A 17,367-nucleotide genomic window follows, 5' to 3' on the forward strand; every position below is an offset into this window, starting at 1 on the left:
GCTAGCAGGGCGTGATTCAACCATCCGCAGCGCGTGCGGAATCAGGGTGCGTTCGATCAGTCGTCGGAAACGACCGTCTGGATCGCGCCCTTGGTGAAGCGGACTGTGGTGTTGTTGTTCTCATCAATGCGCACAACGATCTCGTCGTCGCGCACCGCGGTGATCGTCCCGATCATCCCGCCAATAGTCTGGACCTTCGCCCCCTTGGTCAGCGCTGAGAGCATCTTCTCACGCTTCTTGCGCTCCTTCGACTGTGTCCGCCAGGACATCAGCAGGATTAGCACCATGAAGCCGACCATGAACAGCAGCAGGTATTCCATCCCTCCCCCCGAGGCGGGCTGCGTGGCGGGAACCCCATTGGGACCCACGCCGGGAGCACCAGGCGTCGAGGTGGTGGCCGGCAGCGAGTCCGGGGCGACGGGAGGGGCATCTGCATCGGCCTGGGCGATCCAGACCGGGAGGATTTCAAGCATCGTGAGTAGGCTCCAAGGGGGGCAAACCGTTATCCCTGGGTCCTGAGGGGCCCTGATCGAGGGTCACAGGCCAGTCCCGGGCAACGTCAAGCCACCTGTTATCCCGGATCGCGGTGCGGATGTCCAACATCAGCCGCTGGAAGTGCCGCAGGTTGTGAAGCGTCAGCAGGATCGGCCCCAGCATCTCCTCAGCGACGATCAGGTGCCGGAGGTACGACCGGGTAAAGCCCCCCGCACAAGCCCGGCAGTCGCAGCCATCGTCGATCACCCCGGTGTCGCTGGCAAAGCGGGCGTTCCGCAGCCGGATCTGGCCCCTGGGGGTAAACGCGTTGCCGTTTCGGGCGTTCCGCGTCGGCAGAACACAGTCAAACATATCCACACCAGCCCGGACCGCCGCCACCAGGTCCCGCTCATACCCAACCCCCATCAGATACCGGGGCTTGCCCTCGGGAAGCAACGGGGCCGTGTGTGCCGTTACCCGCTTGAGCTGCTCGTACCCCTCACCGACCGCCACGCCCCCAATCGCAAAGCCCGGCAGGTCGTGCTGGGTGATTTGCTCCGCCGATTGCGACCGCGCGTCGAGGTCGATCCCGCCCTGCACGATGCCAAACAGCGCCTGGTCGTCCGGCCGCTGATGTGCCTTGATGCACCGTTCGAGCCACCGGGCCGTCCGCTCGTTCGAAGCCTCCAGCCGCTGGGCATAGTCCGCCGACGCCACCGCGTGCCTCGGCTTGCCCCCGTCTCCCTCAACCACCGGTGCAGGCGGGCAATCGTCAAACGCCATAATGATGTCCGCACCCAGCGCGTTCTGCACATGGATCGATCGCTCTGGCGACAAATGAATCTCCCGACCATCCAGATGCGACCGGAACTGCACGCCGTCGTCGTTGATCGCGTTCTTGTCCGCGAACGAAAACACCTGATACCCTCCCGAGTCCGTCAGCATCGGCTTCTGCCACCGGGTCCAGTGCTGCAACCCCCCCACCTCGGCGATCAGCTCCGGGCCGGGACGAAGCAGCAGGTGATACGTGTTGGCCAGAATGATCTGCGCCCCCGTCCCCGCCACGGCATCAGGCAACTGACCCTTCACCGTCGCCGCCGTACCAACCGGCATGAACGCCGGCGTGTCAAAAGCACCATGAGGCGTCTCGACACGGCCCAGCCGAGCCCTCGACTCAGGGTCGGCGTCCTGCTGAATAAGGGTGTACGTCAGAGCGGGCATGGGCTACAGAGAGTAACGGATCGCTTTAGCCAGCCTTGCGTTTCTTGTCCGTGGCCTTCTGCAGCATCTTCCGCTCGCGACTCGACAGCGACTGCAACCCCTGATCCCGGACCTTGTCGAGGATGCGATCGACCTCCGCCTGCTCCTTCGCTTCCTGATCCGCCTTGAGCTGAGTGAGCTTGCGGTTGAAGGCTTCACGCGGCGAATCGAGCGAAAAACGCGAGCCCTCCGCGAAGTTGAGCAACCCGATGTTGCGGATCAGCAGGAAGCCCAGCAACGCCCCGCCAAGGTGGGCCGCCTCACCGCCATCGTTACGCGAACCCGCCAGAACCGACAACGCCGCGATCCCCATGAACACCAACGCCATCGTCCGCATCGTCATCGGCACAGGCGGGATCAACAGCATCACACGTAGATTCGGAAACAGCACCGCACACGCCGCCAGAATGCCAAACAGCGAGCCCGACGCACCAATCAGAATCGCCGAAGGCGGCATCATGATCAAACCCGGGATCGCACCCAGCAACGAAGCCACCACCGCACCGGAAACGCCACACAGCAGATAAAACGCCAGAAAACGACGACTGCCAAGCGTGCGCTCAAGCAGCGGCCCAAAGAAAAACAGACCGATCATGTTGAACAGGATGTGGAAGAAGTCGGCGTGCAAAAACTGGTAGGTAAACAAACGCCAGACCTGCAAACCATAGATGCCCTCATCCACGGAAAAATACCCGTAAGGCAGCAGGCCCAGCGCCGACCCACGACGACTGCCCATCATGATGTTGTCCCACAAAAAGATCACGGCGTTGATGATGATCAGCCACTTCACGACAGACGCCCCGCCGAAGCGGCCGCCCCCAAAGCCACCCCCAGATCGATCTCGGTAATAGTCTCGGTTCTCGAAGCTCATGGGTCTCTCTTGATAAAAGCCTGGGCGTAAAGAAGCGTGGCTAGGGTCTTGGCATCGGCGATCACGCCATCTCTAACCATCGTCATCGTCTCATTCCATGCCACGACTTCGGGCGTGATGCGCTCAGTCGGATCGAGCTTCTGCTGGCTGGGCTCCAGGTCGCGAGCCAGAAACGCGAACATCCGCTCGGTGCAGATGCCCGGACACGAAACAAACTCGGTCAGAGCCGTCACGTTATCGGACCGGTACCCCGCCTCCTCTTCGAGCTCACGGGCGGCGCAAGGCAGCGGGTCTTCGCCGGTCTCGATCGTGCCCGCAGGCAACTCCCAAAGCTCCTGACCCACGGCAAAACGATGATTACGGATCAGCACCACGTGCTCAGCATCGAGCAACGGCAGGATCACCACCGCATTCGCCGGGCGGACGTACTGCGCATCAACCATCGAACCGTCCCGGCGGGCCAGCGCCGTCTGCTCGACGGAAAACCGGGCGTACTGCGCGATCGTGGTGCGCTCGGCATCACTCATCGTGCCACGCTCGGAGCGAGGTAGGAACTCCGCACAGCACCCGACTCTGCGGTCGACGACTTGATGTCACAAGGCTGTGCCTCCTCGCCCAGACCGAAGTTGGTCTCATACATCGCCGCCAGTTGGTCAAGCACCTCCTCCGGGAGCCTGTCACCCTGACACGCCGATGCGTACTCCTTCACATCCTCGATCGAGAGAAGGTTGGGCTGAATCGAGACCATCCCCGGCTGGCTGGCCAGCCACTTGGTCGCAAACTGTCGGATCGTGAGCCCCAGACCCGCCGCCATCGGCCGGATGATGTCATTCTTCTGCAGCCCGTACACCAGCCAGTTCTTATCTCGGAACTTCCGGTGATCGTGAGGCGGAAACTTGTGATCCGCCGACGAAAACTCCTCATCAAGCATCCCCGAGTTCGTCGGCACCCGCGCAATGATGCCCCCACGACCGGTCTGTGATGCGATCTCGCACAACTCACGGCCGGGTGCCTGCTCGTACAGGTTGTAGACCGTCTGCACCGTCGCCGCGTTCTTCTCCAGCAGCGCGATATGGCCCTCCTCCCGCCAGCCGATCGCCGGACCCAGCGCGATACCCCAGTGCCGGATCTTGCCCTCGCTCTTGAGCGCCTCAAGCGTCTCAAACAACTCATCGCTGTAGTGCGGGAGCTTGATGTTGTGAGCCTGATAGAGGTCAATCATCTCGACACCCAGGTCCTTAAGCGACTGGTCTAGCTCCCGCCGCACGTTGTCAGGCGAGAAGTTCTGCGTCCGCTCCCGATGCGAGCCTTCCTCCCCCGGATCCGCGACCAGGTCGTAACCAAACTTGGTGGAGATCACCAGCCTGTCACGGCCGACCTCCTTGATCGTCCGGGACAGCAGCTTCTCGGCCCGGCCGTTGCCGTAAGCCGGTGCGGTGTCAAAAAAAGTGACGCCCAGATCAACCGCCTGATTCTGCATCGCGAGCGCCTGATCATCCGAAAAGTCGCCCCACCACGTCGTGCCAAAGACAAAGTTGCCAAACGCCAGCAGCGAGAGCTGGAGGTCGGTACCGGGGACTGTGCGCACATCCATGAGCTTAATTCCTGCGTTTGACCACGTTTGATTGACGTTGCCGGTCGGTTTCGGTCCAGTTCAGGGGGATTGTAGCCCCTAAGGCTGCAGCTTCGCGGCCCTCTCGGCCAGCGCCAGGAAGCGTGGACGCAGTTCCGCGCCCCCCAGATTGGGGTTTGTGCGCTCAAGCCGGCGCACCTGAGGCGGGATCTGCGCCGTCGCCACCCCCATCCGCTCCAGGATCAGCAGCCGCCGCAGCCAGCACCGCCACCACCGATCCGGGTAAGGCGGATCGCTATAACCCTGGATAATACGGTCAGCTAGGAGCGCCGCCTCCCCCAGCCCCGCCGGGTCACCCGTCCGCAACTGTGCCACCAAAGCCAGCTCAATGACCTCCGGCGTCGCAAAATCCGACTCGATCAACCCCCCCGCCAACCCCGCCGCCGCCACCGCCTCACCCCGCAAAAGCAGCGCGCGCGCACGCAGCAACGACGCCGCGTAACGCTCCGCCTGCGCAGCCGGGTTCGGGTCCTCCGGATCAATCGTGCGCAGGCTCCGGCTCGTCGACGCCTCGGCCAGAGCCAGCGCCGCCGCATCAGGCGCGGGCGGAGGGATCGTGTCATCCGGCGGATCAAGTTCCAGCAGATCAATCGGCGTCAGCCGCGCGGTGATCGCGCTCATGATGTCAATCGCCAGCCGCCGGACCACGGTCTGATTCGCAGGAAGCTGCTCAAGACGCTCAAGTCCCTCAGCGATCCGGCCCTGATCGACGAGGAAACGGGTCGCCATGACATCGACCTCCAGACGCGCTCCCGGCCGGCTGTCGATGCTCAGGGCCTCCTCGAGCCAGTCGCGCGCCGCGGCGAAATCGTTGTTGTCCGCCGCTAATCGCCCACGCAACACCCTGACCCGGAAGAGCGCCGTGCGGGCACCGTCCCGCTGGGCGACCGTCGCGCTCTCGTTGGTCAGCAACCGCGACGCCTCGGCCTCCATCCGAGCCATCTCAAGCTGCAACTCCTGCCGGTACCGGCGGCGCACAGGCGGGTCAACCGCCTCGATCGACCCGCGATGCAACGCCAGCAGCAACAACGGCTGAGCCTGCCAGTAGCCCGCAGCGTCAAGAGGGACCGCGCGATAAAACGCGATCGCACGCGCCGCGGGCACACCCGGCTGGTCGAGATGGCTCGCCGCCATCAACACATGGTTCGGCGTGTCCGCGAGCAGCAGCGGGTTCTGACTCAGCACACTGTCGAGCGCCGCATCGAGCAGCGGCGAGACCGGGTCCTCGTCCTGACCAAGAAACGCCGCATCGTGCGGCCAGAGCAGATCGGCCGCTTCACGCGTCAGCGTGATCGACCGCGCGTCCTTGCGGGTGTAGCGCACCAGCTCGAGTAGTTGGCCTGCGGCATCGACAGCATCCAGCGGTTGACGGGGCGAGATCGCAAAGCCCGCGAGGATCGCCGTGCGGGCGGACTCCCGGCGGGCATCGGCGAGCAGATCGGTGCGGTCGGCCAGTTGCTGAGCCAGGCCGCGGACCCAGCCCAGTCGATCGAGCTGCACGGGGCTGAGCATCGCCGTGGGGGCAAACGCCAGGGCCTCGACCGGATGCACCGGCAGGCGTTCCCATGCGGACTGAACCAGCTGGGTCTTGATCCACAGCGGGAGGTCGGTGAGCTGATCAGGAGGTGTGTCGGCGAACTGTTCGAGCCAGCGATTGGCGAGCGTCGCACGGACCCACTCGACGCCCGGGCCCGCAAGTGTCAGCGGGCGGTAGATTTCCAGGTCATCGCGCTCGCGGGCCATCCAGTCGGCGAGCAGAAGCCGCCAGGGAGCGTCGGCGGGTGAGGAGAGCGTCCGATTCAAGCGCGCGATCGTGGCCTCGCCTGCGGCTGGGTCATCAAGAAGCCGGAAGGTTTCAGCGACCAGCAGTTGAGCCGTGCGCGTCGTACCGTCATTTGGAAGCGGCTCGGTTTCGAGAAGCGGCTGGGCCAGACCCCGGGCCGCGTCGGCTTCGCCTGAGGCAAGGAGGATGCGCGCCCTGAGCAGGCTGACCGCGGGCGGGATCGGGCGGCGGCCGATCTCTTCGGTGATGCGGTCAAGGGCCGCCAGCGCGGCAGCCAAGTGGGACTCAGGACTCTCGGCGATCAGGGCGGCGGCGTGATGGGCGGTGGCGAAGGACAGCAGCAACCGCCAGCGGAGCGGGTCATCAACACGATCCGAATCGAGGTCGAACGCCTCGATCTGGTTGATAACCAGCGGCAGCGCGTCGCGCATGGCTGCGGTTTGCGTCGGGGATGCGACGCCGAACTCGTGAGCGAGAATAGCCAGACTTTCAAGGGCACCGAGTCGTTCGTACAGCTCGGCTTCGGCCCATTCGGCGAGATGCGTAGGAAAAGCCTCCGCCTCGGGGAAGTCGAGGACGAGCTGACGCATCGCCTCGATTCGTGCACGGGCAATGGCGACGCGGTCTTCGGGCTCAGTCTGCTCCGAGGTCACCTGCTCGCGGGACCGCTCGATCTGCTGGTTGAGGTCGTCCACCGAGATCTCTAGGTCCTGGGCGGCGAGGCTCAGGGGCATCAGCAGGAGGATGGCGAGGGCGTAGACGCGGGTCACTGGAAAGGCTCCGGGTCGAGGGCGATCGCCTGGAGACCGGCCTGACGGGCAGCATCGATGAGGTTCACGGCGAGTTCCCAGCTCAGGCCGTCTTCGAGGGCAAGCAGGACCGGGTCGCCGGGCATGACGTAGGAGGGACCGGACTGCCGGTTGGGATCAAACACGATCCGCTGGACAGCGGACCGGAAGGTTTCGAGGTCGGTGGCGTAGCCGAGTCGGCCGGGCACCGAGGCACCCCAGCCGGTGGCGGTGGCCTCGACCGTGATGCGCACGGGCTGAACCGGGAGGCGCTCGGGGGTCGCGGCGGCGGGGTCGGACGAGGGCAGCGGCAGGTCCATCGCCGCGCGGTCGGGGGTGATGTCGAGGGCGATGACGAAGTAGATCAGCAGGAGGAACACGACATCGACCAGCGCTACCGGGAGGACGGCGGAGTAGGAGCGAGAGCGACCAAACTGTGACTGGCGGTGCTTCATGGGTTACGGCGGGGTGGGCTCGCCTTCGGCTCGGGGTCGTGTGGCCGCGACACGGATGCGATCGACACCCTCATCGCGGAGGGTCACCAGCAGCGGGCGGATGGAAGCGATAGGTAGCCCTGCGTCGCCACGGACCAGAACGGGGACGCCTGGGGTGCGTGACAGATCGGCGTTGACGGCGACGGCGATGTCTTCGGCGGTCAGGGCCGTGGCTTCGAGGTTGATGTACCGGACCCTGGCCTGCGACGGGTCGGTTGGGTCAGGTCCCGCGTAGACGTCGATGACCAACTCCTGCGGCGGTCGATAGGAGGGAGGCCCCTCGAGTTCAAGCTCGGGGAGCCTGGCGGCATCGGCCCCGGTCTCGAAGCGGGTGCCAGCGAGCATCAGGAACACGATGAGCAGGAACACCACATCGACGAGGGGCGTCAACGGGAGGCTCAGCGGTTTGCGGTCGAAGTGTCTGACGAAGCCGATCACGGGGTGCTCCGATCAGCGGGGCGTAGCGGGGTCGTTGGCCTGGAGAATGGATGCGAGTTTCTGGGCTTGCGAGAGGGCTTCGGAGAGCTTCTGCTCGATCCAGGCGAGGATGAGCTGGGCGATGATCGAGGCCGGGATGGCCACAACCAGTCCCCAGAAGGTGGTGACCAGGGCGGTGGAGATGCCCGCGGCGAGTTTGAGGTCGCCGCCGCCGGAGACGCCGGAGTCCACGAGGGCGACAAAGGCTCGGATCATGCCGTAAACGGTGCCGAACAGCCCGACCATCGGGGCGACCTGCCCCATGAGCGCGATGAGCTCGACGGGCTTGGTCAGGCGTTGCCATTCGATGCCGGCGGCTTCGTCAGCGGCGTGCCGGGCCGCGTCGCCGGTGGGCACGGCGGTGACGGCACGGGCGAGTCGTCCAAAGACCCCGCGGAGGCTTTCCGCTGCGGCGCGCGACTCACGGGTGTCACCCCGGCGGGCGGGTTCCATCAGCAGGCCATCGAGATTTCTGGGGAGTTGGAGCTCCTTGCGGGCGTTCATCCATGACCAGAAGGCCAGGGCGACACCAAAGAACGACATGAGCCAGAGGGCGATGAGGATGACTTGTCCGAAGGCGTCGTCGGTGACGAAGAACATCATGACGCCTGATTCGGACGCCTCGGCTTCGGCCTGGGCCAGGAGCAAGGCTGTTGAGTGGGGCATGCTACGTGGGCTCCGTTGTGGGTGGTGGTCAGGTTAGCGGGTGTGCGGTTTAGAAGAGTGGTTTGGGATCGGGTTTGACAACGCGGTAGTTCCCGCCGTGGCTGTTGGCGATCTGCGCCATGATGGACTGGGGGCCCTCGTCCTCGGGATCGGGTCGGAGGTGAATGGTGTGGATGATGGCGGAACCGGGGTTGGCCGCGGCGACGCGGGTGAGGATTTCGTCGGCACCGATGGAGCCGGCGAGACCATCGGAGAGGAAGAGGATTTCTTCAGCGTTGAGGGTGAGGGCGCGTTCGATGGCGGGGATGGGGTCGGAGCGCCCGCCGGGCCGGATGGCACCGGAATCGGTGGTGAGCCATTGGCGGATGCGCGCGACGGTGCCGGGGTCGGCGGGTTTGAGGCCGGGTCGTGGCGCTTCGACCAGACCTCGGCTGGCGAAGATCAGCACGGTGAAGGACTGGCTGGGGTCGAGCCCTGTGATGGCGCTGCGGAGTTCAGCGAGGATCTGGGGTAGATCGGCGGCAGAAGAACCCGAGGCGTCAACGACGTAGGCGATGCGGGAGGATCGTGCGGCAATGCCAAAGAACGACGCGGCTCCGGGATCAACTGAAGCGAGGAGATCCGGGGACGACAGGGAAGGGGGTGCCATGGCCGCTGCGGTGAGACCGGGGGCAACCGCGGCACCGGGAGCTGGCCCGGGGGCGACGGCCAGAGCGAGGGCGTCTGCGGAGGCGAGGCCGAGGGCCTGAGTGAGTTCCGCAGCGACCGGCGGCGCATCGAGCGGGGCTGGTGGCGGGGCGAGCATGACCACCGGCTCGCTGGGGGCTCGGGTGGTCTCGGGCTCGATCGCTCGCAGGGGTGCGATGCGGATCAGCAGGAACAGCGAGACAGCGAGCAGAAGGTGCACGGCAAGCGAAACAGCCCAGGGCTCGATCAGGAGTCGGATGCGGGCAAAGCCTTGATTGGCGGGTGCGATCGGCATGATGGGTATTGTGCGTCAGGAATGCTCGGCTTGCAGGCACGGGCGTGGGGCACGATACTCCGCGACCCCGGCCCGAGTTCTGGGCCACCCTGGAGAGTTACTGTTATGTCGGCGACTGGTAGTAAGAAGCTTCGTTTTGCGCTGATCGGTGCCGGCGGCATCGCCAAGCGACATTTGGATGCGATGAAAGCGATGTCGGACGAGGTCGAGATCGTCGCGATCGCCGACGTGAGCACCAAAGCGCTGGTGGAGCGATCAAAAGAGTACGGGATTGCCGACTCGGCTTGCTTCACGGATTACGAGGAGATGCTGGCGAAGATCAAGCCGGACGCGGTGAGCATCTGCACGCCGAATGGTCTGCACGCACCGAACTCGATCGCCGCGAGCAAGGCCGGAGCGCACGTGATTGTCGAGAAGCCGATGGCGATGAACGCCAGCGAGGCTAAGGAGATGATCGCGGCGGCCAAGACCACGGGCAAGAGTCTGGTTATTGGCTTTCAGTACCGCTTCGATCCGCGGACGCAGTATCTCAAGCGTGCGGTGGACGATGGCATGATGGGCGATCTGATTTTCGGTCGCGTCCAGGCGAATCGTCGGCGTGGCATCCCGAACTGGGGTGTGTTCGGTCGCAAGGAGCTGCAGGGTGGCGGGCCGATGATCGACATCGGCGTGCATATGCTCGAGCAGTGTCACTACGTCATGGGCTCGCCCAAGCCAGTCGCCGCCACGGGCATGTGTCGGACCTACATCGGCGATCAGCCCTCGGACAAGATCCACGCGCCGTGGGGGAGTTGGGATTACAAGACCTACACGGTCGAGGACCTGGCGGTGGGGAGCATCCGTTTTGAGAATGGGGCGACGATTCATATTGAAGCGACGTTCGCGGCGCACACCGAAGACAAGATGGGCTTTGAGGTCATGGGCACCAAGGGCGGCGGGACATGGGAAGACCCGACGATCCGGACCGATGACCACGGGCATATGCTCGACATCAAGCCGGGCTGGATCCAGAAGATCGAGTTTGCTGAGTTCTTCGGCGTGAAGCTGCGGAACTTTGTCGATCACGTGGTCCACGGTAAACCGTCCATGGCACCAGCAGAACACGGGCTGATGGTCCAGCAGATGCTCGATGGCGTGTACCAATCCGCTGAACAAGGCGGCAAGGAAGTCGCCATCGACTAACCCCCCCCGCAAGGGGCGAATGAGTCCCTGAAGTCGAGGGTTTTGGGCTTAACGAATCATAAGAATCAACCACGGGCTTCGGCCCGTGGTTTATTTATTTATGGACACATCGGTTCTGGGTTTAGCGGTTCCAGATGACGCCATTACCGGGTCGGTTGGGGAGGGTGACAACGCCTTGGTTGATGGTCGGGCCTTCAGCGGGGTCTTCGCCAAGGAGCAGGGCGCCGTCCATATCGACGTAGTCGAGCAGTGGGAGCAGTTGAGCGATGGCGGCGATGCCGACGGAGGTTTCTGTCATGCAGCCGACCATGGTTTTGAGCCCGAGTTCGCGGGCTTTCTGGAGCATGCGTCGTGCGGGGGTCATCCCGCCAGCTTTGAGGAGTTTGACGTTGACGCCATGGTAGAAGGGGGCGCAGCGTTCGACATCGGCTTCGATGATGCAGGACTCATCGGCGATGACGGGGAGGGCTGAGTGGTTTCGGACTCGGACCATGCCGTCCCAGTCGTCGACGCGAAGCGGTTGTTCGATGAACTCGACGCCCAGGGCTTTGAGAGACTTGGAATACTCGATGGTCTGATCGGCGGTCCATGCGGTGTTGGCGTCGATGCGGAAGGTGGCATCGGTGTGCTGGCGCAGTTCGCGGACGATGGCGAGGTCGTCTTCGGTGCCGAGCTTGATCTTGTAGATCGGCCAGCCGTCGAACTCTTTCATTTTGGCGACCATCTTGGGGATGGTGTCGATGCCGATGGTGTAGTCGGTGAGGGGGATGTGAGTCGGATCGAGTCCCCAGAGCTGGTGGACGGGTTTGCCGAGTCTCTTGCCCCAGAGGTCGTGAGCGGCTTCATCGACGGCGGCGAGGGCGAACCGATCGCCATCGGTGCGGGGGTAGAGCTGGTCCCAGAGGTCCTCGGGGGTGTCCCATGTGGCGGATTCGATGGCCTCGCGGAGCCGTTCGAGGGTGGCTGTCATGGACTGCTGGGTGACGTGGTAGTAGGGGATGGCGGCGGCTTCGCCGAAGCCGTGGTGGTCGCCGTCGATGAGTTCGACGACGAGGTTGTGCTGGGTGGATCGGACGCCATGGGCGACGCGGAAGGGGTGCCGAAGGGGAAGATCGAGGGTGTGGATCCGTAACTTCATGGAGCGAGAATCCGAGGCTGCGGGATCGGGCGATTATTGAATGACCGGGCTGGGACTCGAACCCAGGACCAGCGGCTTAAAAGGCCGATGCTCTACCGACTGAGCTACCCGGTCAGGTGGGGCCAGATTGTATCGGACCGGAGCGCGTTAGTCTGCCCGGCGGGGCGGGTTAGGCATGGCGGAGCCGATGAAGAGACGATAGGAGGTCTGTGGGTAACTTTGTCGCCCAGGCGGTGCTGTTCAGCTGGCTGCCGGTGGTTCTCGCCATGTTTTTGGCGATGCCAGCTCGGCGTGCTGTGGTGTGGTCGATCCTGATCGGGTGGTTGTTTCTGCCGATGTCGGGGTTTTCGTTCCCCGCGGTGCCTGATTACACCAAGATGTCGGCGACGTGCTTCGGGATTCTTCTGGGAGCGGCGTTGTTCGATCCGAACACGTTGTTGAGGCTCAAGCCCAGGCTGGCGGACCTGCCTTTTGTGGTGTTCTGTCTCGTGCCCATGGCGTCCTCGGTGATAAACGGTCTGGGGGCGTATGACGGGTTATCGGCGACGCTGGACCAGGTGGTGACCTGGGGCCTGCCCTACCTGATCGGGCGTGCGTATTTCAGCAGCGTGGAGGGGCTCAAGGAGTTGTCACGCGGCCTGGTGATTGGCGGCCTGATCTACGTCGCGTTCTGTCTGTACGAGGTTCGAATGAGTCCTCAGCTGCACCTGAAGCTCTACGGGTTCATGCAGCATGAGTTCTATCAGTCGGCTCGATCGGGTGGCTGGCGGCCGATGGTGTTCATGCAGCACGGCCTGATGGTGGGGATTTGGATGTGCATGAGCGCGCTGATGGCCTTGTGGATGTGGCGGTCGGGTTCGCTCAAGGGCGTCTGGTCGATCCCGATGGGGTGGATTGCTGCGGCGATCACGGTGACGGCGGTGTTGTGCAAGTCGTTTGGGGCGTTGGTGCTGCTGGGTCTGGGATGTGTGATGCTGCTTGTGCGTCAGAAGTGGGTGGCTGTGCCGTTGATGGTGTTTCTGACGCTGCTGCCTGCGGGGTACTACGCGGTGCGGTACCCGAGGGTTTTTACGGCAGACACGCTGATGTCGCTGGCGGGGCCCATGTTGTCTGAGGAACGCGCGGGCTCGCTGAACACGAGGCTTCAGAATGAGGACATTCTCAGTGCACGTGCGAGTCTGCAGCCCTTGTTTGGCTGGGGCGGGTGGGGTCGAAACCGGGTGCTGAATGAGGAGGGTCGTGATATCACGATCACGGATGGTCTGTGGATCATCATCGTGGGTGTCAACGGGCTGGTGGGGTTGGCTGCGTTCACGATTGCATTTAGTTATCCAGGTTGGGTGTTAATTCGGAGGATTGATTACGAGTCCTGGTCGCTGGACTGGGTGCCTTACTACGTTGGTCTGACGACCGTGGTTCTGCTGTATCAGGTTGACTGTATTCTCAACGCGATGGTGAACCCGGTGTTTACGCTTGTTCTGGGGAGTCTGGTCGGTGTGGCGGGGCTGATCCCGCGAGCCAGCGGGCGGAGGGTTGTGCGTTCGTGATGGAGCGTGAGGCACCGACGTCTGTGACAACGGCCGAGGCTGTTGGGGTGGTGGTGATCGGTCGAAACGAGGGCGAGCGGCTCCAACGCTGTCTGTTGTCGTTGAAGGGCTCGGGGATCACGCGGCTGGTGTATGTGGATTCGGGATCGACGGATGGTTCGGTGACTCTTGCGCGATCGATGCGTTTTGAGGTTCACGAGCTGGACACGTCGGCGGGGTTTACCATGGCGCGGGGGCGGAACGCGGGATTTGCTGCGTTGCTGGAGCGTTATCCGGATTTGCGCTATGTGCAGTTCGTTGATGGGGATTGCGAGGTCGAATCGGGCTGGATCGAGAAGGGGCGAGCGTGCCTGGATGCTAAGCCGCGGGTGGGGGCCGTGGCGGGGCGTCGACGGGAGCGGCATCCTGAAGCGTCGGTCTACAACCTGCTGGCGGATATCGAGTGGGATCAGCCGGTTGGGCTGGTGAAGGCGACGGGCGGGGACGTGATGATGCGGGTGGAGGCGTTTCGGGAGGGTGGCGGGTTCAACGGGGCGATGATCGCGGGGGAAGAGGCGGAGATGTTCATCCGTGTGCGAGCCAGAGGTTGGCGGGTTTGTCGACTGGGTGAGTCAATGACGCTGCACGATGCGGCGATGACTCGGTTGGGTCAGTGGTGGCGGCGGACGCGGCGGACGGGCCATGCCTACGCGGAGGGCTTTGCGCTGCATGGCGGGGCGCCGGAGTTTCATCACCGGCGGGAGGTCCTGAGGACTCTGCTGTGGGCGGGGTTGATGCCGTTGTTGTTCATGGTTTCTGCGGGGCTCGGGCTGCTGGTCTCGGCGTGGTGGTGGCTTATGGCTGCGGGGGTTGCGCTGCTGCATGTCGTGATGTTTGTGAAGATCGGGTTGGGTTGTCAGGATGATCGCGGGCGGCCGCAGTGGTGGTACGCATGGTTTATCGTGCTGGGAAAATATCCTGAGTTACTAGGGATCCTGACGTATGTTGTGAACCGTGTGCGGGGCAAGACGACGCCTCTGATCGAGTATCACCGCCCGCCGGCAGGAGTGAACTGATGAGACAAGCTGGACCGGGCTGGCCGACACGGGGGGGTCAGAAGGCGGTTTTTCTCGATCGTGACGGAACGCTGATTGAAGATGCGGACTATCTGGGCGATGCGAGCCGGGTGGTGTTGCTGCCTGGGGTGGTGGCGGGGCTCAGGCGGCTGCGTGATGCAGGTTATGGGCTGGCGATCGTGACGAACCAGTCGGGGGTCGGGCGGGGGATGATCACGGAAGAGGATGTGGTCGCTTGTCAGGATCGGCTGGACGGCTTGCTGGCTGAGGAGGGGATCGAGTTGGTGGCGAGCGGGTGGAGCACGATGGCACCGGGGACGGAGAATCGTCGAGTGGTCGAGCACTTCATGCGGAAACCGGGGCCGGGCCTTGTGATCGAGATTGCACGCGCGCACGGCCTGGATACCACGCGGAGCTGGATGATCGGTGATGCTGAGCGAGACCTGATCGCGGGGCGTGATGGCGGGTGTTGCGGGACAATATTGATTGATACGGGTCAGAAGCTCGAGCGCGATGATGCTGATCTGGTCGCGACGGAGCGTGTGTCGTCGTTTTCGGCGGCGGTGGATCAGGTTCTTCGGTCGGCGGGCTAGACAGGAGTTTGGTGTGCGGATTGCGTACGTGGTCAACCAGTATCCGAAGGTGAGTCACAGCTTTATTCGGCGTGAGATCGCTGCGTTGGAGTCGCTGGGACACGAGGTGGATCGGTACTCGATCCGGGCGACGGAGGGGCTGGTGGATGCGGCTGATCTCGCTGAGGCAGAGAAGACGCGCGTGCTGCTGCGGGGGCTGGGGCCTTTGCTGGCGGCGGTGACCTGGTGCAAGCTAACGCGGCCTGCGAGATGGGTCTCAGCGTCCTTCGCTGCCTGGAAGCTGGGGCGTCGGTCGGAGCGTGGTCTGCTGCGCCATCTGGTATACCTGATGGAGGCGGCGCGGCTGATGGCTGATTTAGCTCAGCGGCCCGTGGATCATGTGCATGCGCACTTCGGGACCAACTCGGCGGCGGTGGCGATGCTGGCTCGGCGGCTTGGCGGGCCGACCTGGAGTTTCACGGTTCACGGGCCTGAGGAGTTCGACAAGGTTCCGGCGATTGGGCTGGGCATGAAGATGGAGGAGGCCGACGCGGTGGTGGCGATCAGCTCGTTTGGGCGGAGTCAGTTGATGCGATGGATGCCCGCTGGGCGGTGGGATCGGATCGCTGAGGTGCACTGCGGGCTGGATGCGATGTTTCTGGAGACCGAGCCGACACCGATTCCGGATACGCCTCGACTGGTCTGCGTCGGGCGGCTGTGTGAACAGAAGGGCCAGTTGCTCCTTCTCGAAGCGGTCGCCCGGGCGCGTTCTGCGGGTCGTACCGTGGCGTTGGTCCTGGCGGGGGACGGTGAGATGCGGGAAGAAATCGAGAGGCGGATTGATGAGTTAGGTCTTCGAGATGTGGTAACGATCACCGGGTGGGTGGATGCGTCGCGGGTCCGGCAGGAGATCGAGACAAGTCTGGCGTTGGTGCTGCCTAGTTTCGCGGAGGGGTTGCCGGTCGTGTTAATGGAGGCGATGGCGCTGGGGCGGCCGGTGCTGAGCACCTATGTCGCGGGGATTCCGGAGCTGGTGCGTGATCCGGAGAACGGCGTGCTGGTTCCGGCGGGTGATGTGGAAGCGCTGACGCGGGGGATTGAGCGACTTGTCGATACCGACAGAACGACGCTGACTGAGATGGGAGCGAAGGGTCGTGCGCTGGTGCTGGATCGTCACTCGGCGGTGACTGAGGCCAGGAAGCTGGTCGAGGTGTTTGAGCGCTGTGTGAGGGCAACGCGATGATGCTGATCGAGCTGGTGCTGCTGGTGGGCACGTTGCCCGTGGTGCTGGCGATTCTTGTGGTGGCGGTGGAGGGATGGGCCGGTTTTTTGCTGCCTTCGGGCGGGTTGGCGGATGATGCGGAGCCTGGAACGATTGCGGTGCTGGTGCCCGCTCATAACGAGGAGGCGGGGATCGAGGTGACGTTGCGGTCCATGCTGTCCGAGCTGCGGGAAAAGGATCGCCTGCTGGTGGTGGCGGACAACTGCACCGATCGGACGGCTGAGATCGCGCGGAGTGCGGGCGCCGAGGTGATTGAACGGTTTGATGAAGAGCAGCGAGGTAAGGGTTATGCGTTGGCGTATGGGATCGAGTCGCTGGGGAAGAACCCACCAGCGACGCTGGTAATCGCGGATGCGGATTGTGTGCTGCGAGCTGGATCGCTACGACCCTTGGCGAGGCAGGCGGAGGTGAGTGGTCGGCCGGCGCAAGCGGTGTATTTGTTGGACCCGCCAACCGATGCTGGCATCAGGGACCGGGTGTCGGTGCTGGCATTTTTGTTTAAGAATCTGGTGCGCCCGCGCGGGCTGGCACGGCTTGGATTGTCCTGCCCGATGACGGGGACGGGGATGGCGCTGCCTTGGGCGTTGGTCGGTCGGGTGTCCTGGGCGTCAGGGCATCTGGTGGAGGACATGCAACTCGGGATTGACCTTGCGTTGCGGGGTCAGGGCGCGAGGCTATGCGAAGAGGCACTGGTGACGAGCGCCGCCCCGTCAGGTGAGCGAGCCTCGAACACGCAGCGCACGCGATGGGAGCACGGGCATCTGGAGACGCTGGTGCGTCACGCTCCGCGGCTGATCGTTCGAGGGTTGTTGCGGGGGCGGCTGGAGCCGGTGATGGCGGGGGTTGATCTGGCGGTTCCACCCTTGGCAATACTGTGCGTCGGCTGGCTGGCACTGACGGTGGTGCTGGTTCCATTAGCCTTGCTGCTAGGCGTTGGGAGTTTGGCGGCGCTGCTGCTGGTTGAGACGGGCGTGGTGTTGCTGGTGACGGTGCTGGTCGCGGTGGTCAGGGATGGTGGAGAGCGTGTTCGGGTGCGCGATCTGCTGGCGGTGCCGGGGTATGTGCTGTGGAAGATCCCGCTTTATGTGCGATTTTTTATTGACAAGCAGACCACCTGGGTGCGGACCGAGCGCCCCCAGCATTCTGATTCTGAGAAACCGTGA

Annotated in this window: 17 protein-coding genes and 1 tRNA gene; 6 read left to right on the forward strand and 12 right to left on the reverse strand. The window is 63.9% G+C overall.

The features are described from left to right. Nucleotides 1-56: 56 nt before the first annotated feature. From yajC to RIG82_00315, 10 genes are all read right to left on the reverse strand, one after another. Nucleotides 57-473, reverse strand: a complete 417-nt coding sequence (yajC, locus tag RIG82_00270; protein ID MEQ9459373.1) for a preprotein translocase subunit YajC — start codon at nucleotides 471-473, stop codon at nucleotides 57-59. Beyond that, nucleotides 466-1,695, reverse strand: a complete 1,230-nt coding sequence (tgt, locus tag RIG82_00275) for a tRNA guanosine(34) transglycosylase Tgt (protein MEQ9459374.1) — start codon at nucleotides 1,693-1,695, stop codon at nucleotides 466-468. The genes yajC and tgt overlap by 8 nt, the downstream gene beginning before the upstream one ends. Before the next feature lie 25 nt (nucleotides 1,696-1,720). Further along, nucleotides 1,721-2,605, reverse strand: coding sequence for a rhomboid family intramembrane serine protease (locus RIG82_00280; GenBank protein MEQ9459375.1), 885 nt, complete (start codon nucleotides 2,603-2,605; stop codon nucleotides 1,721-1,723). After that, a complete protein-coding gene (locus RIG82_00285; protein ID MEQ9459376.1) occupies nucleotides 2,602-3,132 on the reverse strand; it encodes an NUDIX hydrolase in 531 nt (176 codons plus the stop codon). The genes RIG82_00280 and RIG82_00285 overlap by 4 nt, the downstream gene beginning before the upstream one ends. Beyond that, complete coding sequence (locus RIG82_00290; GenBank protein MEQ9459377.1) at nucleotides 3,129-4,199, reverse strand: aldo/keto reductase; 1,071 nt, start codon at nucleotides 4,197-4,199, stop codon at nucleotides 3,129-3,131. Before RIG82_00290 ends, RIG82_00285 begins: the two co-directional genes overlap by 4 nt. A 78-nt stretch (nucleotides 4,200-4,277) precedes the next feature. Further along, nucleotides 4,278-6,791: a hypothetical protein gene (locus RIG82_00295; protein MEQ9459378.1), complete on the reverse strand. Its 2,514-nt coding sequence runs from the start codon at nucleotides 6,789-6,791 to the stop codon at nucleotides 4,278-4,280. Then, entirely contained in the window at nucleotides 6,788-7,264 is a 477-nt protein-coding gene (locus RIG82_00300; protein MEQ9459379.1) for a biopolymer transporter ExbD, read from the reverse strand. The genes RIG82_00295 and RIG82_00300 overlap by 4 nt, the downstream gene beginning before the upstream one ends. Before the next feature lie 3 nt (nucleotides 7,265-7,267). Then, nucleotides 7,268-7,741 (reverse strand): biopolymer transporter ExbD, encoded by a 474-nt coding sequence (locus RIG82_00305; GenBank protein MEQ9459380.1) that lies wholly within the window; start codon nucleotides 7,739-7,741, stop codon nucleotides 7,268-7,270. Between the two features lie 12 nt (nucleotides 7,742-7,753). Further along, nucleotides 7,754-8,446 (reverse strand): MotA/TolQ/ExbB proton channel family protein, encoded by a 693-nt coding sequence (locus RIG82_00310; GenBank protein ID MEQ9459381.1) that lies wholly within the window; start codon nucleotides 8,444-8,446, stop codon nucleotides 7,754-7,756. A 49-nt stretch (nucleotides 8,447-8,495) separates the two neighbouring features. Beyond that, nucleotides 8,496-9,428 (reverse strand): hypothetical protein, encoded by a 933-nt coding sequence (locus tag RIG82_00315; protein MEQ9459382.1) that lies wholly within the window; start codon nucleotides 9,426-9,428, stop codon nucleotides 8,496-8,498. 105 nt (nucleotides 9,429-9,533) lie between these two features. Between RIG82_00315 and RIG82_00320 the strand changes: the two genes are divergently transcribed. Beyond that, nucleotides 9,534-10,610, forward strand: coding sequence for a Gfo/Idh/MocA family oxidoreductase (locus RIG82_00320; protein ID MEQ9459383.1), 1,077 nt, complete (start codon nucleotides 9,534-9,536; stop codon nucleotides 10,608-10,610). Between the two features lie 121 nt (nucleotides 10,611-10,731). Here the strand turns inward: RIG82_00320 and RIG82_00325 are convergent, their stop codons facing one another. Further along, nucleotides 10,732-11,748, reverse strand: a complete 1,017-nt coding sequence (locus tag RIG82_00325) for a dipeptide epimerase (GenBank protein ID MEQ9459384.1) — start codon at nucleotides 11,746-11,748, stop codon at nucleotides 10,732-10,734. 41 nt (nucleotides 11,749-11,789) lie between these two features. Continuing rightward, nucleotides 11,790-11,862, reverse strand: a tRNA-Lys gene (locus RIG82_00330). A 95-nt stretch (nucleotides 11,863-11,957) separates the two neighbouring features. Between RIG82_00330 and RIG82_00335 the strand changes: the two genes are divergently transcribed. Genes RIG82_00335 through RIG82_00355 form a run of 5 tightly spaced genes read left to right on the forward strand, consistent with a single transcriptional unit; the run spans nucleotide 11,958 to nucleotide 17,367 of the window. Then, nucleotides 11,958-13,295: a hypothetical protein gene (locus RIG82_00335; protein MEQ9459385.1), complete on the forward strand. Its 1,338-nt coding sequence runs from the start codon at nucleotides 11,958-11,960 to the stop codon at nucleotides 13,293-13,295. 23 nt (nucleotides 13,296-13,318) lie between these two features. Further along, entirely contained in the window at nucleotides 13,319-14,350 is a 1,032-nt protein-coding gene (locus RIG82_00340) for a glycosyltransferase (GenBank protein MEQ9459386.1), read from the forward strand. Continuing rightward, nucleotides 14,350-14,943 carry an HAD-IIIA family hydrolase gene (locus RIG82_00345; protein MEQ9459387.1) on the forward strand — a complete coding sequence of 198 codons (594 nt, stop codon included), beginning with the start codon at nucleotides 14,350-14,352 and terminating at the stop codon, nucleotides 14,941-14,943. The genes RIG82_00340 and RIG82_00345 overlap by 1 nt, the downstream gene beginning before the upstream one ends. A 13-nt stretch (nucleotides 14,944-14,956) precedes the next feature. Next, complete coding sequence (locus RIG82_00350) at nucleotides 14,957-16,165, forward strand: glycosyltransferase (GenBank protein ID MEQ9459388.1); 1,209 nt, start codon at nucleotides 14,957-14,959, stop codon at nucleotides 16,163-16,165. Continuing rightward, nucleotides 16,162-17,367, forward strand: coding sequence for a glycosyltransferase family 2 protein (locus RIG82_00355; protein MEQ9459389.1), 1,206 nt, complete (start codon nucleotides 16,162-16,164; stop codon nucleotides 17,365-17,367). The genes RIG82_00350 and RIG82_00355 overlap by 4 nt, the downstream gene beginning before the upstream one ends.

The sequence above is a fragment of the Phycisphaeraceae bacterium genome, from assembly GCA_040222855.1.
Classification (GTDB): domain Bacteria; phylum Planctomycetota; class Phycisphaerae; order Phycisphaerales; family Phycisphaeraceae; genus Mucisphaera.